Origin of the sequence: Rhizobium sp. RAF56, assembly GCF_052113965.1 — a bacterium.
In the GTDB taxonomy this organism is placed as follows: domain Bacteria; phylum Pseudomonadota; class Alphaproteobacteria; order Rhizobiales; family Rhizobiaceae; genus Rhizobium.
This window is the reverse complement of the sequence record NZ_JBFRDU010000043.1, coordinates 19579-40601: the sequence shown is the minus strand read 5'-3', so window position 1 is coordinate 40601 and position 21023 is coordinate 19579. Positions and strand designations below refer to the sequence as shown.

Here is a 21023-nt window from a genome sequence, read left to right as displayed (position 1 = left end):
GACATCACGAAGGCCTTTGACGGGTATGTCTTCCGGAACGCCTGCGGTCCTGCCGCGAGCATCGCCCAGATCTTCATTCCGCAACGACCGATCGAACCCGACGCCATGCCTTGTTCGCATCAGTGAGAGCGCGCCGACACTCATTGCCATGACGACGATTACCGTCGAAAACCTTTGCAGGAAGCCTGTCTGCATCGCCGACACTCCGCTCCATCGCGGAGTAAACGCGCATCTTCCTCAAAGGATGCAGCGGGGGCTGTGACGATGTCCCGTCGACTTTGAAATTACACGGCCAAGGTGGGAACGATATTCCCTGACCGCAGTGCGTGATCGGCGGGGTTATGTTCATTTCAGAGAAAATAGCAGATGACCTGCGGCGCTTAGAAGCGTTCTGATACGAAAGCTCGCTGTAGGGCGGGAGGTTCGCGTGCAACGCCTATTGGCTGACGCCATTTCGACGAAATCGAGATGCCACGCGAGGCTAGCTCACGCGCGGCATCTCCGCTAGCAGGGAAGCGTTCTTCTATGCCCTGCGATAGCGCTCACGTTCAATCGCGATCTGTTCGGGCGTGTAAGGATTCGCCGCCTCATCAAAACGCTGCCAGCCCTGCTCGACATATGCCGTTCGGCGTTGCCCAACATCGACCGGTCGGGAGCGATCCAGAACAGCTTGCGCCTCCGCCAGAGTTGCGTCGTCGACGCGTGCAGTCACGACCGATCCGCCGCGGCGGACACCCTCGGCGTAGACGTTCGCCTCCTCCTCAGAGACGCCGGACTCGACCATCGCACCTACTAGCCCGCCTGCGGCTCCGCCGACCACGGCACCTGCCGCAGCGCCCGCCGCGGTGGCGGCAAGCCAGCCGGCGGCGACTACAGGCCCGACTCCCGGAATTGCCATGAGGCCGAGACCAGCGAGCAGCCCGCCAGCGCCGCCGGCAACCGCTCCGATTCCAGCGCCGGTTCCAGCGCCTTCCGCCGCGCGATCGCCTTGGCCCTCGACATCGGCGCCGTCGGTCTTATGAGAAACGATACTGATCTCCTCGGAGGGGACGCCGGCGTTTTCAAGTGCCGCAACGGCTGCCCGGGCCTCATCGTAGGTGTCATAGAGAGCGCTGATGGTTCTCATCGTTAAATTCCTTCTTCTTGTTACTTGGCCATCGTGATGTTCCCCTGGAAGTCCAGGGAAACGTTGGTCTGCTTGCCGTCCTTGTCAGCGGTGGCGCGCCACACGCCCTGATCGTCGAGCTTGAGCCCCGAGATATTCTGGTAGCCGGCATCTTCTAGCCGCGATTTTGCTTGCGCCTCGGTGAAGCTGTTCTTGCCGGCCACGGGGGCTGCGGGATTGTTTTCTGTGTTGATGGCGGGGGTTGTTTGCGACGTTGTGGGGGTCTGGCTTTGGGCGAACGAAGTGGTCGTCGCCAGAAGCACCGCAACGCCGCCGATCAGAAGTTTTTTCATTGGATTTCCTCAGTTTCCTACCGCGGAGAAACCGCGTTGCGTTCTGTTTGTTCCGACGGGGGCGCTCCCCAGATCGCGTACACGGCGAATATTTGTGACCACTTACTTGCACGCGGCTTCTGTCATCTTCCAGGCGAACATCGAAGCGATTGCCCGTTCGGCGATAGCGGCTTGGCACCAGCTACGTCCAGCTCCCGAAAGCTCTATCCGAATAGGAAAATTTCATGGCGGCCGTTAAGCGATTGCCCTTCATGGCACCCTCAAGACAAATCGCGTCGAAGGCCCTTCGATAGAGCGGTCGGTCGATTTGCAACGCGACGGAGCGCCAGCTCCAAAAAAGCTCGGGAAGCATGCCTCGCTACACGAGATCCTCGCCAACGCCTCGCCGACATTGCATGGATCACGCGACAACAGTCGTCGTGACCGAAGCTAACCAGAACGGTTTGGCGGCCATCTCCGCTTTAATGGAGCCGCAAAAGCACTGGCCCTTCGCAAAGATACCTGGTCATGCCGATCAATAGTTTTGCACCGCTGGATAACGGCTGGAACGAGGATGGTTCGGCAATGCTCCCGCTCGGAATTGATGGTGTGTGCAAGCCAGTCTTCCGGACGAGCTTCTGCGCGTCGTCGAGCGTTGCTCAGACGCCTTGGGAACTCTTGACTTGTTCGCGCATTTATGTCCGCGGAGAAGGCGATGCGGTTGCTCGACGAACACTTTCCCAGACTTTCCGACGCCGCGGTAACGATCGCGGGTCAGGGCGGGGCCCTCGGAGTCGTCGGGACGATTGCAGCGGGTTGGACGGCCATCGGTGTGGCGGCCGGATTTCCGATGTGGTGGTTTAACTACGCCAACATGATCGGGACTCTGGTGACGGTTCTCATCCTGCTTCTAATGCAGCACTCCCAGAATCGCGAAATGAAGGCGCTACAGATAAAAGTGGACGAACTCATCCGATCGAGCGATGCCGGAAATCATCTCATCGGCTTGCATGAACTCGAGGAGGACGACGCGGCTGCTGTCGTCAGGCACGCGCAGCCTCAGGCCTGAGCGGCCGCAACTTCGAAGCCTTCTCGTCGGCGACCTCTTCTGCGCATTCCGCCTTTTCGGCTAGCGTTTTGCTCATGTCTCGAAGCTCCTGCTCATCTAGCTTCTCGATCCCCACGAACTTGTTCTGAGCCTGCGACGTCAGGATCAGTTCGTCGAGCTTGGCTTGTAACGCCTTGCCGTCCCGGTTTTGCGAGTTCTGCAGTACGAAGACCATAAGGAACGTTATTATCGTAGTGCCTGTATTGATGACGAGCTGCCAAGTCTCGGAGTATCCGAAATAAGGACCGGATACCGCCCAAACAATGACGAGGGCGAGAGCCATCACGAAGGTCGCGGGCTTGCCAGACATGTCTGCAATGATGGTTGCGAATTTGGCGAAGATTTTGGACATTTAGCACTCCGTAGCAGCCTTGGGCGAAACGAAACGCGGCCGGGCAGATGTAAGTTCCAGTTTGCGACCGGCGCCAAGACCCGAATCAACACGCAAAGGCTGCCGCCGTCTTTGCGGGCGTCATGCCGAGGGCCGCCGCTGTTCCCTCTTGGCCGCCAACGTGGACTTTCCGTGGATGAGGCGGCGACCTCAAGGAACTTTCGTCGTTCACGCAGCATTCTTGAAGTTAAAGCGGAGGCCGCCGATATGCCTAGCGTACCTTGGCAAGAGCCTGTGAGGCTCACTTTTGGCCAACTCGAATTTCGCCTAGTCAACAGCCCGGATGAGGCGGTTTCGTGCCTTATCACACAATGGCCAAACCGTCGGGGACCGTGTTTCGTGAAAGCGCTTACCGCCTGTCGTGCTGCCATTGCCGGACGCATGGATGCTGAACAGGCTAGGGGCGAGTTCGTAGCCGCCGTGAGGGAAATTGAATCGGCGCGTAGCTAAAATGCGTCGATGCTCAATCCTTACACATCGGAGCAGGCAGATGGGAAGCGGCTCTTGGGAAGGCGCCCCACACGACGCAGCGTTCCTAGCGGCTTCTGAGAAAGTCTTCAGTTTCGACGAGATCGAGCTGAACTGAGAAGCGCTCGCTCAGGAGTTCGAGTGCGGCTTCGTGAGTTTCGTCGGTGCCGCTGCACACAGCATCCCTAAGCACAAGCACGCGATAGCCAAGATCGATCGCCCCGAGCGCCGCCGCCAGCACGCAGACGTCAGTCTCCCCTCCCGTGAGGACCACCGTCGCCACGCCCTCGCCCGACAGCACACGGTGCAGTTCGCCGCTCGTCCAGGGAGAGTAGGTCATCTTGTCGAAGCACCGTGCCGGAGGAACGAACCGCTTTAGCGAAGGCACGAGGTCGAAGAAGGCAGGATCAAGATGTTCACGTGTCATCATATTCCATTTTTCGTAGTAAGCCCGCCACATGCCGGGGAGTTCATGTTTGCTCTCGGGCGTGATGAACCTCGTGAAAACGGTCCGATCGGAATAGCGCTTGACCAGTTCCTCGATCTGGGGCGAGACCTCGCGCATCCATGAGACGTGCCAAGGGGTGTCGTCTGCGAACATCCTCTGCATGTCGATGCACAAATGAATCCACTTTCCGAGCATGTCCCGCCTCATTTCATAAATTTGTCAAAACTCCAGATTTGCGCGGTGGTTCCGCCGGACCTCGCCTTCCTGAACATCTCTCGCGCGGGTTGGCGAGAAAGCGAAGGGCGTACGGAAAATCCGATGCGCGAGGTGGGTACGCTGCGAAGTCATCTCCCTCTGACCTGAGGATGAACCTAGCAGCGCCCCTTTATAGGAACATCAACTGATCGGGGGAGTTTAGGGCTCGCACATTCTCACGCCATAGGAGGACAACATGGCTACCGAAAAGACATTGAACGATCTGTTCCTCGATACGCTGAAGGACATCTATTTCGCGGAGAAGCAGATTCTCAAGGCATTGCCGAAGATGGCACGCGCCGCGCAGTCCGAGGAAGGCAAAGCTGGCTTTCTGCAGCATCGGGACGAGACGCAAGGCCACGTTGAACGACTGGAGCAGGTGTTCGAACTGTTAGGCAAGCCGGTCCGTGGCAAGACCTGCGAAGCGATCCAGGGCATCATTTCCGAGGGCGAGGAAATCATCGAGGATTTCAAGGGGTCGTCGGCGCTGGACGCCGGCCTGATTTCGTCGGCGCAGGCGGTGGAGCACTACGAGATCGCGCGCTACGGCACGCTGATCGCGTGGGCCGGCCAGCTCGGTCTGAAGGATGCCGTTCCGCTTCTGCAGGCAACCCTTGCCGAAGAGGTGGCTACGGACAAGAAGCTGACGCAGCTCGCAAAGGCGCAGGCCAACGCCAAGGCCACGAAGGCAGCGTAGACGCCAAAGAGAAGGCCACCCTCGGTGGCCTTCTCTTTTTCGCAATCTCAAATAGACAGGGGACAAACATGGCCAAAAGACCCTCGAAGCCCAAGCCTGCGCAGTCGAGCACTATCGCCATCCACGGTCAGAAGCTCCATCGCGGCGACGGTGGGGAGCTACACCAGTTCGCCGAAGACGGCCAGCCAATCCTGACGACAGCACAAGGAGGCCCGGTTGCCGACGACCAGAATTCGCTTCGTGTCGGCGCCCGCGGTCCGCTCCTCGTCGACGACTTCCATTTCCGTGAAAAGATCTTTCACTTCGACCATGAAAGGATTCCCGAGCGCGTCGTTCATGCCCGCGGCTATGGTGCGCACGGCTTCTTCGAGACCTACGAATCTTTGGCCGCCTACACCCGCGCCGACCTGTTTCAGCGGGCCGGGGAAAAGACCCCGGTCTTTGTCCGGTTCTCGACCGTCGCGGGCAGCAAGGGATCGGCCGATCTCGCCCGCGACGTTCGCGGCTTCGCAGTGAAGATGTACACCAAGGAGGGCAACTGGGATCTCGTCGGCAACAACATCCCCGTCTTCTTCATCCAGGACGCCATCAAGTTCCCCGACCTCATCCACTCCGTCAAACCCGAGCCGGACCGTGACTTCCCGCAGGCGCAGTCGGCTCACGACACGTTCTGGGACTTCATCGGTCTGACGCCGGAAAGCATGCACATGATCATGTGGGTGATGTCGGACCGGGCGATCCCGCGCTCTCTGCGCTTCATGGAAGGATTTGGCGTCCACACCTTCCGGTTCGTCAACGCCAAGGAGGAGTCAACGTTCGTCAAGTTCCACTGGAAGCCAAAGCTCGGGCTGCAGTCGGTGGCGTGGAATGAAGCCGTTAAGATCAATGGCGCCGACCCGGACTTCCATCGCCGCGATCTGTGGCAGTCGATCCAATCCGGCAATTTCCCGGAATGGGAATTGCAGGTACAGCTCTTCGATCAGGACTTTGCCGACAGCTTCGACTTTGACGTCCTCGATCCGACGAAAATCATTCCGGAGGAAATCCTGCCGCCGCAGGCAGTCGGTCGCCTTGTTCTCGATCGCATGCCGGATAATTTCTTTGCGGAGACAGAGCAGGTCGCCTTCATGACCCAGAACGTCCCGCCGGGCATCGACTTCAGCAACGATCCGCTCCTGCAAGGGCGCAACTTCTCCTACCTCGACACCCAGCTCAAGCGGCTGGGCGGGCCGAACTTCACGCATCTGCCGATAAACGCGCCGAAGTGTCCCTTCCACACTTTCCAGCAGGACGGCCATATGGCGATGCGTAATCCCGTCGGGCGTGCGAATTACCAGCCGAACTCGTTCAGCGAGGGGCCGAGGGAGTCCTCGGTACAAGGCTACCGTCACTTCCCGGCGGAGGAGCAAGGCGAGAAGGTGCGGCTACGACCGGAAAGCTTCGCCGATCACTATAGCCAGGCCCGGCAGTTCTACATCAGCCAGACCCCGCCTGAACAGCGCCACATCGCAGCGGCGTTGACGTTCGAGCTCAGCAAGGTCGAGACGTCCGCGATCCGCGAGCGGATGGTGTCTCATCTCCTGAACATAGACGAGACGCTTGCATCCACCGTCGCCCAGAAGCTCGGTTTCCAATCCATGCCGGAGCCCGCCGACGCGGCGATGCCCACCCGCCAAGACCTCAAACCGTCGCCGGCCCTCAGCATCGTCGAGCGTGGTCCCAAACGCTTCGAAGGACGGAAACTCGGCATCCTCGTAACCGACGGCGTCGACGCCAAGCTGCTCAAGGCCCTTGGGGACGCCGTGACCAAGGAGAAGGCTGTCTTCGAGCTTATCGCGCCGAAGGTGGGCGGCGTGACGGCATCTGACGGGAGCTGGATCCCGGCCCACCATATGATCGACGGCGGACCGTCAGTCCTCTTTGACGCCGTGGCTCTGCTCACCTCGGCAGTCGCCATCGATGACTTGGTAAAGGAGGCAGCGGCACGAGATTTCGTCGCCGACGCTTTCCAGCACTGCAAGTTCATCGGCTACGACCCGTCGGCGCTACCGCTGCTTGAAAAGGCAGGGATCGCTGACGCTCTTGACGAAGGGGTTTTCGCGCTGCCTGGAGATGACGGCCTTGCCGCCTTTGTGAAGGAGCTTGGCAAGCTGCGGGTCTGGGGCCGCGAGCCATCGGTCAAGCTCGGCAAGGCGTCTCCGCCGATCGGATGACGGCCCAATGGTAACGGGGCAGGCGTCGCTTTGCCTAAATCGTCACCACCGGACCCGTGTTAAACGGGTCCGTTCAAGTTTCCCGCCTTCAATTACATCGGCCATCGGCAGGGCCACATATCGCGGGATTTATGCCTCAAGCCTTTTGGAGAAGCCCAGCCTAAGCACTCCCGACGGAACAACGAGTCTTGCAAGTGGTTCATGCAGCAGCCAACACCGTGGAGTTTCCGATGAGACGTCGTTCAATCCTGACGGCAAACAGCCGCTGCTGCAGCCCCCCGCCCTTCTTTGCTATGTCTCGGCATTCGCTCAAACAACGTCACCGCCGCCGGGCGAGGCCGAATAAAAGCGCCCCGAGCAAAAAGGTGGTCGGTTCGCTTTCTCTTGCAACTAGCCGCATGGCGCTAGAAAAGGCCAACGATGGTGAAGGAATTCGCCAAACGGGGTGAACAAGAAACTGTCGCCGATATTCTGAAGTCAATGCAGACCGACGCCAAAAGCGGAGGGCGCCCTGAAGCCGCCGACCGAGGCCGAGGTCGAGGCAGCCCTCGACGCCGATGCAAGGCCGCACTCGATAAGTTCAGAGTGTCCGCTGCCGAGTTCAACAAGGCATATGTCACCGCCCAGCTCGGGGGCAAAAAACTTCTGAGAAATTCAGGAGGACTATCTCAAGGTTGGCCAGAACCGCGAATATCTCAGCGTCGCCAAGTTGGCCCGTGGCCAAGTTAAGGAGCCCATCGACCATCTGGACGCGCTAAGCTCGGCTAGTGCAATCGGGCCTCCTACTGCAGCCGGAAGCGATGATGAATTTAGGCCTTTTTTTAAAGGAGACGGCAATGCAAAAGCAATCCAACGACGGCGCCAAGACCAATGAGGACAAAAAAGCCGACAACAGACGCATCAAAGACCGCGAGAAGGATGGAAATAAGACTTCAAAGCAGCCAACATCTTACGACGGCGGTGACGCCACTTGAGATGCGGCCGCTCGAATGGAAGCGTGCGAAAGGCATTTTCATTTTCTTGATTTCTGGTACCGTCCGGCACTCTTCGTAGCGAATTTGATTCCCCGTAACCTCTATCGGGAAAGATCACGGTTGTGGAGATCTCCACCGTGTTCGGTGTGTGCGCCACGCCGCACAGTAGCGGCACTCGTCTTACGCAACGGCCTTCGCGCCAGTTATCTCCCACTAGCGAGAACCGGCGGCGAAGAAATTTATCAGACGCGCTCTCGAACACCGCGCAGGGCGGAGTTCAGGAGAAGCCCAGTGCGCAAGATCGCTTTCCTTCCGCGCTTCTACGGAGGACGTTAAAACGGTCGCAGCGAGACCGCGCTGACCTTTCTCGTTGCGTCAGCCACGTTCACCTCCAAGCACTCCCGACTTGAAAGCGTCGACCTCCTGCACCACCCGATCCTTTGCTGCATCGTGAACGTCCGATGCAACGGCAACCGCCTTGTCATAGGCGTCGGATGCGATCTCGGCCCCTTGATCGACTAACGACGCGGCCTGAGCCGAAACCGTATCTTTTGTCGAGTCAGCGGCTTCGCCGAGATACGAGTCTTCAGCTTCAGTATGAGGCAGAGCCGCACCAATCGCCGCGCCCACAGCGAATGCAAGAGCGCCGCCAACGAGCGGCTGTTCCCGGAAGTGAGTGAGAATTGCCGCGTTTAATTTACCAGCTTGCTCTTGCATGTTCGCTCCGGCGGCAGAGGAGCGTTGGGAAATCGATGACGCTGTATCCGATGCACGAGATCCTAAATCGCTTGCTTCATCCTTAACTTGAGCCCAAGTGTTTGAGGCCCATCCCGACGCCGTGTCCAACATTGCCCCGGTCTCGTCCGAGATCTGCTCGATTTGTTTCCCGGTGGCATCGGCAAACCCCCGGTAGGTCTTTCCCGCCTCGTCCAGGAAATGCCCGGCGCGACGTCCGGCCTCGTCGGTAAGGGCTTTCAGCCGCTTCCCTGAGGCATCGACGAAATGGCTATAGCGAACACCGTTATCGATTTCTGGTGGGCCGATGCGTCGCACGTCTCCCGTGGCGGGATAGAGTGGAAAGTCGGCATACAAATCCGCGGTCGATGACTGTGTGGTAGGCAAAGGCCCGGTCTGCTGCTTTGCAATAAGCCAAGCGAGGCTGACGCCCATCAAGGCGACCGGTATGGGGTTGTCCTTCAAGGACTGCCCAAGATTTCTGGCGTATTCACCTACTCCGCCGCCTTTAGCATATGCCAAGACTTCGTCGACGAGTTGTCCAGGCGACATCCTTTCTTGGATGGCCTCTATTCGATCGCCAAGACGCTGGCGGTCGGCCTCTATTTCTCGCTGGAGGTCGAAGGATGTCTTTTCAATCAAATCGGCCATCAGATCTTCTCCTTCACTGCGTCGACGTCGCGACGCAACGATTTCGTCGTACGATCAAGCTTCAAGTTGCTTCCCCGCAGTGCGCTCAAGCCTCGTGAAACCATCGCCCAAGAGATCGCTGCAACGACGAGACCGACTATAAGAGCGGCTAACGCGTTCGCGTTCGGTTGCGTCATGCCTTGGCCGACCAGAAAAGATGCAACGCCGCCCACGAGTGCACTCAGCAGAACGCCAATGGAGCCGATAGCGAGAACCACTCCGACGATGAGAATCTCAACACCGTTGAGTGCTTGTGAGAGCTTCTCGGAGGCTTCAGTCTTGGCAAGGTCGATTTCTTTACGGAGTAGCCCGGTGACGTCGGCCACCAGGCCGCCCACCAGTTCAGAGAGCGGAATGTTTTCGGACGAGCTAGCCATTTGCATTCCCTCCGCTCTTCAACACGTCAAACTTCGCAGCCTCAGGCGTCTCGCGGGATTTTTCATTCGCAGGCCGCGTAGCCGAGGCCGTCAGAAAACGGCTGGCCGCTAAGCCAGCAAGTGCCGCGATGCCGAGGAACGCCAATGGCTGCTTGCGTCCGAAGTCTTCAGCCATCGTTGCGACTTCGCCAAGGTCGCGTCCTTCAATCCGCTTTGCGAAATTTTCAACAGTGCTGCCGATCTGACCGGCATAACGACCAATTTCGGATTGATCGGATCCTTCCAGTTCCGAGCCAACCTTTTTAAGTGCGGTTGCGATCCCGCCTATCTGGCGAGCGGCAAAATTAGCTTGCTCGGAGACGACGTCCTTAGCCTTGACCATCGCGGCTGCGGCGCCCTCCTTGGCGGTTGTGGTTGCCGCGTTAAAGTCTTCGACAACCTTCTCCTTCAGGTCTGCCAATTGTGTTCCCTCGCTCCCCAGGACCGAGGGGGTTCTAGGGAGAATTTCCTCCCTGGCAGGTTCTACTCTGCCATCTGAAAACTCGTTCGCCATGTAAACCTCCATGGGTATTTGTCGGTAGGTGTTCACGACACCCAACTGGCAATCGGAGGGTTTGTTCCGTGCAAAGAAAGCGATCGCACCTACCTTCTGGTCAGCCGACGGCGTGGGCTCAGGAGCACTATCTCCAACAGTCCGCGGTCACCGTGGGAACTGTGGACGCTCCGCTGTGTTTGACTCCGAGTGATTTCACAAGGAGCAAGCGCCATGACCGATGAAGCACGCCGACCTGAGCCCCCTTTTCCGGAACAGCGCCTGCAACCACCGGGAGCGACGATCGAAATGAACCCGGTCCCAGATCACGGGGAATACAGCTACAAGGGGGCTGGTAGACTTGAGGGAAAGGTCGCCCTGATCACCGGCGCCGACTCCGGAATTGGAAAGGCGGTGGCGATCGCCTTCGCGCGCGAAGGCGCCGACATAGCGATCTCCTATCTAAACGAGGACGCCGATGCCGAGGACACGGCGAAATGGGTGAAGGAGGCAGGCCGAGCGGCGATCGTGATACCAGGCGACATCAAGTCCGAGGAACACTGCAACGCGCTAGTCGAATGGACGGTGAGCGAACTCGGCAGCCTTGACGTTCTGGTCAACAATGCCGCGTTTCAGAGGACCTATGCGCACATAGCAGACATCTCTGGAGACGAGTGGGACGAAACATTCAGGACCAATATCTACGCGCCCTTCTACCTGGCGAAGGCGGCAGTTCCCCACATGAAGCCCGGAAGCGCGATCATCAACACGACGTCCATCCAGTCCCGGCAGCCATCCTCTCATCTTCTCGCCTACGCATCCACGAAGGGCGCCATATCGAACTTCACGGCGGGGCTGGCGGAGATGTTGGCCAAGAAAGGCATTCGGGTGAATGCTGTCGCGCCCGGCCCCATCTGGACGCCACTCATCCCATCAACGATGCCAGCGGAAAAAGTAACCAAGTTTGGCCAGCAGACATTGATCGGCCGCCCTGGCCAACCCGCCGAACTTGCTGGCGCGTACGTGCTCCTTGCTTCGGAACTCGGCAGCTACATGACGGGAGCGGTGGTTCCGGTGACCGGTGGTGAAATCATGATCTAGGCATGGCAAGGCTCGGACGCTCTCAGGACCCGACTACCGACCTTTTATCCTTTCTCGCACAACCCATCTCCTCGCCCGAACCCGGTTGGACCCATGAAGAGAGCATTGCGACGAATAGTCGTTATCAGCGATTTCCAAGAAGGTGATGGCCAAGGCGCAAGGTTTGAATCCGTCTCTTGGTTTCGCGCACAATGGCTTCTCGGAAAACGTGGCCCAGCTCCCCGAGCGGCCAATCGCAACCAATATATCGAGGTGCGGGGTGGTTACCTGGAACGGCTGCCGCTTGCCCTTCTTAAGAGCGGCCTTGCCGAGTGTGCTGAGATCTGGACGCATCGCTTCGGCGCGGCACCATTGATAGCAGGCGATGGGGACCCATTTCTAACGCGGCGCGTGTTTCAGATGAACGGGCCTGAAGCACCCTTTGCATCAAATGACATGCTCGGACACATCTTAGCATTCGGGCCGCCTTCGATCCTGTGTGTGTGGGGCCTTGGGGTCAGCGAAGATATATTGCTTGCGTGCCGTGACAGCTACAAGATCTACAACTCGATCGACGCACCTGCTTTACGGGTGCCCGTTAGCGTGAGCCGCCATTTTGATCTGATTCTGACCGGTGCCGCGTGGCAGTCCGCGGCGGTGCACGAGCGACATCCCAACATGCGCACTTCGATCATGCCAATTGGACCGGAGTTTGCATCCGAACTTACCTTTAGACCGCTGAACCTGCCTAAGGTCTACGACATCGTCTATGTCGCGGCTGCGCAGCCATATAAGCGACATGACATACTCTTTGAGGCTCTCAATAAACTGCCCCGGACCTTTCGGGCGCTCTGCGTCTGCGGCTATGGCGAGATGGGCGACACTCTCCGTCAGCAAGTCAAAGAACTCGCCATCAATGTCGATTTTATCGGGCCTCCGGGAGTCTCGTTTGACGACGTGAACCGGCTGATAAACCAAGCGCGTATTGGTGTCGTTTGCGGAATTAACGACGGCGCACCTGCCATTCTTACAGAGTACATGCTCGCGGGGATCCCCGTCTTGGCGAACAGTCAACTAAGCTGTGGGTTGCAATATATTACGCCGCAAACCGGACGCGTCGCTTCGGGAAGCCAGTTTGCCGAGGGTCTCCGCGAGGTTATGGCGAACCTTCCGACGTTCAATCCGCGTCCGGTAGTCCTTGACAACTGGACCTGGCCTCACACTGTAGGGAGGCTTGCCTCTATCATCGGCCGATCGTGAGACAAAAAAACCAGAGGAACATTCATCGTCGCGGCAGGTTTGCAGAAGATGATCGCGAGGTAACGATGAATCTTCTTAACACCCTTCCTCAGTTCTCCGACACCAGCGAATACAACGAAGCTCCCATAATATGCTTTTCCCATCTCCGGTGGGATTTCGTGCTGCAGAGGCCGCAGCATTTGATGGAGCGTTTTTCGCGAGATCGCCAAATTTTCTATTTTGAAGAGTTCATCCCTACCGATCACCATCTCGCTTACCTTGAAATCCATCCTTTTTTTGGGACTCGCGTCAAGGCCATTCGCCCGCGCATTCCGCACTGGTGGAAAGAGGCCGAGCGAGAGGCCGCGCTTCGCTTGCTGCTTGACGAATTGATTGCGCTGCATGGGGCGAAGCGGCCCATACTTTGGTTCTACACTCCCCAAATGTTTTCATTCGCCCGGCATGTCGACGCCATGGCGGTTGTCTATGACTGTATGGATGAACTAGCAAACTTCAAATTTGCGCCGGCCTCCCTCGCGACGTCGGAGCAAGCCTTGATGGCCCGCGCAGACGTCGTGTTTACCGGCGGCCATAGCCTCTATGAGGCCAAACGTCGGCAGCACGACAATATCCATGCATTCCCCTCCGGTGTCGATGCAGATCATTTTCGAAAGGCCCGCAGCCCAATGCCGGAACCGCAGGACCAGGCGGCCATTTGCCCGCCTCGGTTTGGCTATTGTGGTGTCATTGACGAGAGGCTTGATCTGGACCTCATTCGGGACGTCGCCGAGGCCCGGCCGAATTTTTCCTTTGTCCTGGTCGGGCCCGTAGTAAAGATTTCGCCAGACGAATTGCCGCGAGCGGCCAATATTCACTATCTAGGTCAAAAGGCCTACGGGGATCTACCGGCATATCTGTCGAGTTGGGTCGGCACATTAATGCCATTCGCCCAAAATGCTGCAACGCGCTTTATCAGCCCGACCAAGACACCCGAATACCTGGCTGCTGGTCGCCCCGTCGTGACAACACACATCGCCGACGTTGTCCAAAGCTACGGTGACCTACCCGGCGTCTTTCTGGCCAACGGCCCTCAGGCCTTCGCAGAAGCCTGCGACGCCGCTTTAGCCATGTTTCGCGGGGACGGGGATTGGCTGAAGCTAGTTGACGTGCGGCTTATGCAGTCGTCGTGGGACGTAATCTTCCGCGGAATGTCTGCGCTCGTCGAGCAAGCGGCCACGACGCAAAAACTCGTTCCTACCGAACTGCCGGGGAAATTTCGCTTGGGGACAACGAGGTCGTCGGCAAACTACGACTATCTGATCGTCGGCGCGGGTTTTGCTGGATCTGTGCTTGCCGAACGACTCGCTGCAGATGGCGGCAAGACGGTTCTCATCTGCGACCGGAGAGCACATATCGGCGGGAACGCGTACGACCACTACAATGACGCAGGGATACTTGTACATAAATACGGCCCGCACATTTTCCATACCAACAGTGAGGCCGTCGTTTCCTATCTTTCCCGGTTCACGACATGGCGCCCCTATGAGCATCGAGTCCTCGCGCAAGTTGGCGCGCGGCAAGTCCCCATACCGATCAATCGCACAACCTTAAACCTACTTTATGACCTTGACCTCACCACGGACGACGACGCCGGGCATTTCCTTGCCGCCCGTGCGGAGCCTTGCGGCCGGGTCACGACCGCGCGAGACGCGGTTGTTTCGCAAGTCGGTACTGAGCTCTATCGAATGTTCTTCGAAGGCTACACCTGCAAGCAGTGGGGACTTGATCCATCTCAACTTGATAGATCGGTGACTGCCCGTATTCCCACTCGAACCAATACCGACGACCGCTACTTCCTGGATAGCTTTCAAGCCATGCCGCGCGATGGATATGCCCGCATGTTTGAACGGATGCTGGATCACGACAACATCACCGTGATGCTCGACACCGATTTCGCTGACCTCCGGCATGAGGGCCTGGCAAGGCATACGATCTTCACGGGGCCGATCGATGAATACTTCGACTATTGCTTCGGCCGCCTCCCGTATCGGAGTCTTGAGTTTCGCCACGAGACCCACGATTCCCGTCGACGGCTGCCAGTGGGGGTCATCAACTACCCTTCGATCGATGTCCCCTATACCCGCGTGACGGAATACAAGCATCTGACCGGACAGGTGCATCCAAAAACTAGCATAAGCTTCGAGTATGCACGGGCTGAGGGAGAGCCATATTATCCGATTCCGCGTGCCGAGAACCAAGCACTCTATAAGAGGTATGAGTTGCTTAGTCGCCAGCGTGACGATGTAACGTTCGTGGGGCGGCTTGGCACCTATAAATATTACAACATGGATCAAGTCGTGGCTCAGGCACTGGCTACGTACCGGCGCCTACGGGACACGCAAAAAAAGGCCGCAAATAGGGCCTGGATTCCCAATGAGTGAGAAGCGGCGTGTCGTTTTGGCGACCGATAGCGCGGATCCATCCGGCATGGGCGAGCACATGCTCATTCTCGGGCGAGGACTAAGCGAACATTGGGATGTCACGATCGCGTCCTCCGATGATCGAGCCGGCTTGCTTTCGCGTGCCGCGCGGTTGGGCTTTCGAGCTAAGCTGAGCGAAAACGCCCGCGAGTTTGGCCATTGGGTGTCAAAGTCCGACCTCGATATAGTGCACATCCATGCGGGAATCGGGTGGGAAGGACACGAACTGGCGGCGGCCGCCGCCGATGCGAGTGGTGTCCCGATCATACGTACCGAGCACCTTCCCTATCTTCTTACAGACCCGGAGCAGATCGACGACTATCGGCGGGAGACGCGCAGGCTGGCGCACATCATAGTCGTTTCTGAATCCTCCTTGAGAACCTACTTGGAAGCGGGTGTTGCTGCGTCGGGCCTGACGGTCATACGAAATGGCATCCTGCCGCATCGACCGATCGGATCTGCTCCTGCCCTAAGGCAGGAACTCGGACTGGCGGCAAAAACCATCTTGCTCACAGTCGCCCGTTTCACTGAGCAAAAGGACCACGCCTCCTTGATCCGCGCTTTGCCGGATATTCTGAATTTATATCCCCTAGTTGTTTTGGTTTTTGTTGGTTCAGGTCCGGAGGAAGAGCACGTTCGCGATCTGGCGTCGAATTTGGGCGTGCTCAAACAGGTTCGGTTCTTAGGACAGCGCAGCGATGTAGCGGAACTCATGCGTGTCGCGGATCTCTTCGTCCTTCCATCGCTTTTTGAAGGGCTACCGCTGGCTGTTTTGGAAGCAATGTCGCTAGGTCTTCCTGTTGTCGCAACACGGATTGGTGGAGCGGTGGATGCGCTCGGGGAAGACTATCTGTACTTTGCCGAACCCGGCAATCCGGCCTCGATGGCCTCTATTGTCGACTTGGCGTTGAGGGACCCCCGCCAACTGATGGCAGCGGCAAGCGTCGCCCTTGGCCGTTTCGAACTCAACTTTTCCGCCGATCGGATGGCCGCGGAGACTGGGGCCGTTTATGAGCGGTTCTTGGCCGTGTCAAAAATTCAAAGGACTGGTTCCATGCAGAAAACACGGCTGGGCTTCATCGGCGTCGGCGGCATCGCCCGCCGGCATTTGGACATTCTCGCTGACTTCGAAGACGTCGAGCTCACGGCATTTGCCGATCCCGATCTTCGCCGCGCTGATGAGGCCGCGACGCGCTTCGGAGCGAAATCCTTCGCTCATCACCAGGAAATGCTCGAGACGCAGCAGCTCGATGCTGTGTACGTATGCATACCCCCATTCGCGCACGGGGAACCAGAGCTTGATCTTATCCGACGCGGAATTCCCTTCTTCGTGGAAAAACCTGTTTCACTCGGACTTGATGTGGCGGAAGAAATCGCTGCAGCGGTTTCGAAGGCCAAACTCATCACTGGTGTCGGATATCACTGGCGCTATCTCGACATAGTAGACGAGGCGCGCGCCCTGCTCGCCGTCAATCCGGCACAGTTACTATCGGGATACTGGTTGGACTCGACGCCCCCACCGGAATGGTGGTGGAAGGCGGACAAATCGGGCGGGCAGATGGTCGAGCAGGCTACCCATCTCGTTGACCTCGCGCGGTTCCTAGTCGGAGAGGTAGCGGAGGTTTACGGTCGCAAAGGCCACAAGGATAGACCAGAATATCCTGGGCTTGACGTGCCGACAGTCACAACCGCAAGTCTTACCTTTGAAACAGGAGCGGTTGCCAACATCGCCTCGACATGCCTTCTCGGCTGGAACCACCGCGTCGGATTACACATCTTTGCCGATCGCCTTGCGATCGAGCTAACCGACCGTGACATCATGGTCGATGTTGGTCGGGGAAGGCCTGTTCGTAGGGCAGAAGGCGACCCTGTCTGGCGGGAGGATCGCGATTTTATTGATGCGGTACGAGGAAACGAAAATCGGATTCGGTGTCCCTACAATGATGCCCTTGCTACGCACCGGGTTGCCTTAGCTGTGGTAGCTTCTGCCCGCAGTGGAGCGGCGGTCCACCTCGAGCCAACCGACTTGAGACGAGCCGAGCCCGCACCCTTGCAGATCCAGCCCTACCTTCCCGGTACCGAAGAGCCCGCGCCCGGCTATCGCAAGGTACGATCGCTCGGCATCGAGGCGCCCGGCCGCGCCTACTTTTTCGAGTATGACGAGGGTCCTCCAGAGGAAGGACAATTGCGATTGGACACGCTGTTCACGGGGCTGTCCGCCGGCACGGAGCTTACGTTCTTTAAGAACACCAATCCTTACTTCAGATCTCGGTTCGACGCCTCGCGCGGCGTCTTTATAGGAAATGAGCCAGATTTGACTTACCCGGTTCCTTTCCTTGGCTACATGGAGGTCGCACGGGTATCAGAGTCCCGCGCGCCTGGTTTTGCCGAAGGCGCGGTTCTGGCGACCACCTACGCCCACAAGACCGGCCATACAGCGGATCCCTCTAAGGATTTACTGATCCCAATTCCCGAGGAAATGGACCCGCTCCTCGGCATATTTGTCGCCCAGATGGGACCGATTGCCGCTAACGGTATCCTCCACGCCGACGCCGAAGCATTTGGGGCAAATGTCTCCGCGCTCGGAGCGGGCGTCGCCGACCGGCGAATTGTTGTCCTGGGTGCAGGAACCGTGGGCCTGATGACGGCGCTGTTTGCACGATCGCTCGGGGCGCCAGATGTGCTGATCGCCGATCCGTCGGCGTTTCGACGCGGTAAGGCAGAGGCCATGGGCTTTTGCGCGATGACGGAGGATCAGGCCTGGCAGCACGTCAAGGCGCGTTGGCATGACGGTGCGACGGATCGCGGCGCCGACCTCGCCTTCCAGACGCGTGCATACGCTAGTAGCCTTCACGCGGCGCTTAAGGCTCTAAGACCGCAGGGCACGGTGATCGACCTTGCCTTCTATCAGGAGGGCGCCGATGCATTGCGGCTAGGTGAGGAATTTCATCATAACGGCCTCAATATTCGCTGTGCCCAGATCAATCGCGTCCCACGAGAACTCGCCGCCCGCTGGAATAGGCGAAGGCTTGCCGATGCGACGATGGTTCTACTCGCCGCAGAGGGTGCTCAGATCCGCGAGCAGATGATCACACACATCGTCCCGATGGAGGAGGCGCCATCTTTTCTTGCCAATCTGATCGAAAATCGACCCGACTTCCTGCAGGTGGTGTTCAAGGTGCGCGAATGACGATCGAAGAATCGCCAGTCCGAATCCTTTTTGTATTTGCGTGGCTTGTCGTTGGCGGCGAGGAAACCGAGGTGCGTCTGCTCGCTGAAAATCTCGACCGGCGACGCTATCGTATCGAGGTCGTCGTTTGCTTCAAAAAGGCCGGAATGCCTGAGCAGACACACGAGCAGCTTCGTTCGTTAGGAATCGACGTAGATACAACCCCATACGAACTGTCGTTCGAAGACACTGTCCAGTATCTGATGGGGAAAATTCCAATCTACGACGTTATAATCTCCTGCCAGAACGTTGCGGACATCTATCCTGCCCTGGAGCGGCTGCATCTTCGCCCTCCCCTTATTGAGCATGGCGGCCTTGTTCAGGAAGCGCTTGCGGGTCCCAAGCACTTGACGAGGCGTTACGTCGGAGTTTGCCGTTCCATCCGTGACGCCGCCGCATCGCTTATGCCCGGCCGCGAGGACCACTCGCTTGAGATCCCTTCCATGGTTGATCTATCTGCGTTTAACCCGAACCAGCGGGGGCCAACACGAGCGGCTCTCGGCATTACCGAAGATCAAACCCTAATTGGCTGGGTTGGTCGGCTCGACCCTAAGAAGAACGTGGAAGATTTTATAAAGGCTGCCTCGATCGTGCGCGCTAGCAGGAAGAATGCGCGGTTCCTGATTGTCGGGGGGCCGGACGCCTTTCTGCCCGAGTATGCGGAGCAGCTCAAAGTTCTGAGCAAAGGGCTCGGGCTGGGCGACGTGCTTCGATTTCTAGGTGATCGCAAGGATGTCCCCGCCCTATTGGCCGCGCTTGACATCTTTGTCTGGCTTTCGCGAGGAGAGGGTATGCCCCATGTTATAGCAGAGGCCGGCGCAGCCGCTCTGCCTGTGATTGCGACGCCCGACAATGGCGCGCTGCAGCAGATAGAAAACATGGTCTCAGGAATCTTCGTCCCCCACGGCGATGCTATTACCGTAGCCGAGCAGTTGGTGTCGCTGATCGACGCTCCGCTGCGTAGGAAGGCACTTGGCCAGGAATTGCGGCGCAAGGTCGAGAAAACATATTCCGTTGATGCGGTTTTGCCCCAATGGGAACGGCTGTTAACGGACGTCCTTCAAGAGCCCAAGGAGGCTCATGCGACCGGGGTGTTTCGGTCGTTTATACAGGGCGGTTTCGAATGTTCGACCCACCGTCTGCGGCCGAGGGAAGGTGAGACGGAGGGACGTCGCTTGGATTTGATCGCCGCCACTCGACACGATCTCCATGCCGAGGAGGACTATCGTCAACTTCAAGGCCTCGGCATACGCACTGTCCGCGACGGATTTCGATGGCACCTGATTGAAAAGTCAGGCGACTACGACTGGTCAAGCGTTCGCCCGATGATCCGGGCAGCCGCGGCAGCAAAGACGCAGGTTGTCTGGGACCTGATGCATTATGGCTGGCCAGACGCTCTCGACATCTGGTCGCCATGCTTTGTTGATCGTTTCGCTCGGTTCGCCCGTGCATCCGCCAAGCTAGTGCGCGAGGAGTCCGACGACATTCCATTTTACTGCCCGGTGAACGAGATTTCGTTTTTCTCGTGGGCTGGAGGCGATGCTGGCTATGTCAATCCGTTCGCCAGGGGGCGTGGATTCGAGCTCAAGGTGCAGCTTGCCCGTGCCGCTATAGCAGCCATGGATGCCGTGCTTTCCGTGGATGCAAGGGCACGGTTCGTGCACTGCGAGCCGGCGATAAATGTCATTGCCGATCCTTCGCGGCCCGAAGACACGGTAATTGCCCAGGGACACCGCCTGTCGCAATATCAGGCGTGGGACCTAATCGCGGGGAGGATGTGGCCCCAAATCGGCGGCAACGAACGTTTTCTCGATATCGTCGGCGTGAACTACTATTTTAATAACCAATGGATTCATGGGGGACCGACCATCGATGTCGGTCATCCGCTTTACAAGCCACTCAGCAGAATTCTGGTTGAGACTTTTGCGCTATACGGCAAGCCAATATTAATTTCGGAAACTGGAATCGAGGGCGATCGACGCGCCTCGTGGTTCAAGTATGTAAACGAACAGGCCATAGAAGCGATGCGTCGTGGAGTGCCTCTGGAAGGGCTATGTCTGTATCCGATCGTGAACCATCCCGGCTGGGACGACAACCGGCCGTGTTCGAACGGGCTACTTTCCGCCGAAACCAGCGGCTCTGAGCGAGCGGCTTTCGGCCCTTTGCTAGCGGCGATACAGGAAAGAAGGGAAGCGTGAATTTTCATCAGCCCAAATCGTCGCCAAATCCTTCGCGAGCTCCCTGTGTTGCAAACATTAGAGAAGACGATGATCCACCATCCAAGATTAGCGAGCCCGCCAAGGCAATAGCGCGAGCCGAAGGACCCGGAGATGACGACGAACCGCCTGCCGTTGGCCGGCGTCTGCGGGTGCGCGAAATCCATCATCCAGACAGTCATTCTCGATCCGCGCGTGATTTCGACCAGTCTATCTCTGATGGGGTTTCTTCGTCCTCGATGCCGAAACCAAGTTCGTAGACGAAGGTCTCCTGCTCCAAAGGCCGCGCAATTGCTCCTTGCACCGTTCCAGACCCTCTCGCAATCGACTGGAAACGGCGTCAGCTCCAAACGCCGAATCGGTTCGATAGCAATGCGAAGATGAGAGCACGAGCCACGTTACTGGGCATGGCGACTGACAACTCGGAACTTCGTTCGGGTTGGAGGCCTTTACA

At 58.1% G+C, this 21023-nt stretch carries 17 protein-coding genes and 1 pseudogene; 10 read left to right on the top strand and 8 right to left on the bottom strand.

The features are described from left to right. From AB4048_RS24975 to AB4048_RS24965, 3 genes and pseudogenes are all read right to left on the bottom strand, one after another. A pseudogene (locus AB4048_RS24975) lies at positions 1 to 195 on the bottom strand (ribonuclease); the annotation flags it as partial. Positions 196 to 523: 328 nt separating this feature from the next. Next, positions 524 to 1126: a general stress protein gene (locus AB4048_RS24970; protein ID WP_442204686.1), complete on the bottom strand. Its 603-nt coding sequence runs from the start codon at positions 1124 to 1126 to the stop codon at positions 524 to 526. A gap of 20 nt (positions 1127 to 1146) precedes the next feature. Then, complete coding sequence (locus AB4048_RS24965) at positions 1147 to 1458, bottom strand: PepSY domain-containing protein (RefSeq protein ID WP_442204685.1); 312 nt, start codon at positions 1456 to 1458, stop codon at positions 1147 to 1149. A gap of 694 nt (positions 1459 to 2152) precedes the next feature. On the opposite strand from AB4048_RS24965, the gene AB4048_RS24960 reads away from it, so the two are divergent. Further along, on the top strand, positions 2153 to 2506 hold the full coding sequence (locus tag AB4048_RS24960; RefSeq protein WP_442204684.1) for a low affinity iron permease family protein: 354 nt from the start codon (positions 2153 to 2155) through the stop codon (positions 2504 to 2506). Here AB4048_RS24960 and AB4048_RS24955 read toward each other — a convergent pair. After that, entirely contained in the window at positions 2481 to 2897 is a 417-nt protein-coding gene (locus tag AB4048_RS24955; RefSeq protein WP_442204683.1) for a low affinity iron permease family protein, read from the bottom strand. The genes AB4048_RS24960 and AB4048_RS24955 overlap by 26 nt on opposite strands. Before the next feature lie 246 nt (positions 2898 to 3143). On the opposite strand from AB4048_RS24955, the gene AB4048_RS24950 reads away from it, so the two are divergent. After that, entirely contained in the window at positions 3144 to 3386 is a 243-nt protein-coding gene (locus AB4048_RS24950; protein ID WP_442204687.1) for a DUF982 domain-containing protein, read from the top strand. Between the two features lie 85 nt (positions 3387 to 3471). On the opposite strand, the gene AB4048_RS24945 is transcribed toward AB4048_RS24950, so the two are convergent. Continuing rightward, positions 3472 to 4047 (bottom strand): cysteine hydrolase family protein, encoded by a 576-nt coding sequence (locus AB4048_RS24945; protein WP_442204682.1) that lies wholly within the window; start codon positions 4045 to 4047, stop codon positions 3472 to 3474. Between the two features lie 256 nt (positions 4048 to 4303). Between AB4048_RS24945 and AB4048_RS24940 the strand changes: the two genes are divergently transcribed. The 3 genes from AB4048_RS24940 (at position 4304) to AB4048_RS24930 (ending at position 7991) form a co-directional block, all read left to right on the top strand. Then, on the top strand, positions 4304 to 4804 hold the full coding sequence (locus AB4048_RS24940) for a YciE/YciF ferroxidase family protein (protein WP_442204681.1): 501 nt from the start codon (positions 4304 to 4306) through the stop codon (positions 4802 to 4804). Between the two features lie 68 nt (positions 4805 to 4872). Beyond that, positions 4873 to 7017, top strand: coding sequence for a catalase C (catE, locus tag AB4048_RS24935; protein ID WP_442204680.1), 2145 nt, complete (start codon positions 4873 to 4875; stop codon positions 7015 to 7017). Between the two features lie 836 nt (positions 7018 to 7853). Continuing rightward, a complete protein-coding gene (locus AB4048_RS24930; RefSeq protein WP_442204679.1) occupies positions 7854 to 7991 on the top strand; it encodes a hypothetical protein in 138 nt (45 codons plus the stop codon). A 375-nt stretch (positions 7992 to 8366) separates the two neighbouring features. On the opposite strand, the gene AB4048_RS24925 is transcribed toward AB4048_RS24930, so the two are convergent. From AB4048_RS24925 to AB4048_RS24915, 3 genes are read right to left on the bottom strand one after another with little or no spacing between them, the layout of a single operon-like run. Further along, complete coding sequence (locus AB4048_RS24925) at positions 8367 to 9377, bottom strand: DUF3618 domain-containing protein (protein WP_442204678.1); 1011 nt, start codon at positions 9375 to 9377, stop codon at positions 8367 to 8369. After that, complete coding sequence (locus AB4048_RS24920; RefSeq protein ID WP_442204677.1) at positions 9377 to 9793, bottom strand: phage holin family protein; 417 nt, start codon at positions 9791 to 9793, stop codon at positions 9377 to 9379. The genes AB4048_RS24925 and AB4048_RS24920 overlap by 1 nt, the downstream gene beginning before the upstream one ends. After that, on the bottom strand, positions 9786 to 10346 hold the full coding sequence (locus AB4048_RS24915) for a nutrient deprivation-induced protein (protein WP_442204676.1): 561 nt from the start codon (positions 10344 to 10346) through the stop codon (positions 9786 to 9788). The genes AB4048_RS24920 and AB4048_RS24915 overlap by 8 nt, the downstream gene beginning before the upstream one ends. Before the next feature lie 213 nt (positions 10347 to 10559). Here AB4048_RS24915 and AB4048_RS24910 point away from each other — a divergent pair, with 213 nt between their 5' ends. From AB4048_RS24910 to AB4048_RS24890, 5 genes are all read left to right on the top strand, one after another. After that, entirely contained in the window at positions 10560 to 11426 is an 867-nt protein-coding gene (locus AB4048_RS24910; RefSeq protein WP_442204675.1) for an SDR family oxidoreductase, read from the top strand. A gap of 93 nt (positions 11427 to 11519) precedes the next feature. Next, positions 11520 to 12665, top strand: coding sequence for a glycosyltransferase (locus tag AB4048_RS24905; RefSeq protein WP_442204674.1), 1146 nt, complete (start codon positions 11520 to 11522; stop codon positions 12663 to 12665). Between the two features lie 65 nt (positions 12666 to 12730). After that, positions 12731 to 15085, top strand: a complete 2355-nt coding sequence (gene glf / locus AB4048_RS24900) for a UDP-galactopyranose mutase (RefSeq protein WP_442204673.1) — start codon at positions 12731 to 12733, stop codon at positions 15083 to 15085. Next, the gene (locus AB4048_RS24895; protein ID WP_442204672.1) at positions 15078 to 18314 is read left to right on the top strand and encodes a glycosyltransferase; all 3237 of its coding nucleotides are present in this window, start codon (positions 15078 to 15080) and stop codon (positions 18312 to 18314) included. Before glf ends, AB4048_RS24895 begins: the two co-directional genes overlap by 8 nt. After that, complete coding sequence (locus tag AB4048_RS24890) at positions 18311 to 20551, top strand: glycosyltransferase (protein WP_442204671.1); 2241 nt, start codon at positions 18311 to 18313, stop codon at positions 20549 to 20551. Before AB4048_RS24895 ends, AB4048_RS24890 begins: the two co-directional genes overlap by 4 nt. Positions 20552 to 21023 lie beyond the last annotated feature (472 nt).

Excerpts from the sequence above, each read along its gene's own strand:
- AB4048_RS24915 (WP_442204676.1), bottom strand. The coding sequence starts at position 10,346 with ATGGCGAACGAGTTTTCAGATGGCAGAGTAGAACCTGCCAGGGAGGAA.
- AB4048_RS24945 (WP_442204682.1), bottom strand. The coding sequence starts at position 4,047 with ATGCTCGGAAAGTGGATTCATTTGTGCATCGACATGCAGAGGATGTTC.
- AB4048_RS24895 (WP_442204672.1), top strand. The coding sequence starts at position 15,078 with ATGAGTGAGAAGCGGCGTGTCGTTTTGGCGACCGATAGCGCGGATCCA.
- AB4048_RS24965 (WP_442204685.1), bottom strand. The coding sequence starts at position 1,458 with ATGAAAAAACTTCTGATCGGCGGCGTTGCGGTGCTTCTGGCGACGACC.
- glf (WP_442204673.1), top strand. The coding sequence starts at position 12,731 with ATGAATCTTCTTAACACCCTTCCTCAGTTCTCCGACACCAGCGAATAC.
- AB4048_RS24970 (WP_442204686.1), bottom strand. The coding sequence starts at position 1,126 with ATGAGAACCATCAGCGCTCTCTATGACACCTACGATGAGGCCCGGGCA.
- AB4048_RS24955 (WP_442204683.1), bottom strand. The coding sequence starts at position 2,897 with ATGTCCAAAATCTTCGCCAAATTCGCAACCATCATTGCAGACATGTCT.
- AB4048_RS24890 (WP_442204671.1), top strand. The coding sequence starts at position 18,311 with ATGACGATCGAAGAATCGCCAGTCCGAATCCTTTTTGTATTTGCGTGG.
- AB4048_RS24950 (WP_442204687.1), top strand. The coding sequence starts at position 3,144 with ATGCCTAGCGTACCTTGGCAAGAGCCTGTGAGGCTCACTTTTGGCCAA.
- AB4048_RS24925 (WP_442204678.1), bottom strand. The coding sequence starts at position 9,377 with ATGGCCGATTTGATTGAAAAGACATCCTTCGACCTCCAGCGAGAAATA.
- AB4048_RS24930 (WP_442204679.1), top strand. The coding sequence starts at position 7,854 with ATGCAAAAGCAATCCAACGACGGCGCCAAGACCAATGAGGACAAAAAA.
- AB4048_RS24910 (WP_442204675.1), top strand. The coding sequence starts at position 10,560 with ATGACCGATGAAGCACGCCGACCTGAGCCCCCTTTTCCGGAACAGCGC.
- AB4048_RS24920 (WP_442204677.1), bottom strand. The coding sequence starts at position 9,793 with ATGGCTAGCTCGTCCGAAAACATTCCGCTCTCTGAACTGGTGGGCGGC.
- catE (WP_442204680.1), top strand. The coding sequence starts at position 4,873 with ATGGCCAAAAGACCCTCGAAGCCCAAGCCTGCGCAGTCGAGCACTATC.
- AB4048_RS24960 (WP_442204684.1), top strand. The coding sequence starts at position 2,153 with ATGCGGTTGCTCGACGAACACTTTCCCAGACTTTCCGACGCCGCGGTA.
- AB4048_RS24905 (WP_442204674.1), top strand. The coding sequence starts at position 11,520 with ATGAAGAGAGCATTGCGACGAATAGTCGTTATCAGCGATTTCCAAGAA.
- AB4048_RS24940 (WP_442204681.1), top strand. The coding sequence starts at position 4,304 with ATGGCTACCGAAAAGACATTGAACGATCTGTTCCTCGATACGCTGAAG.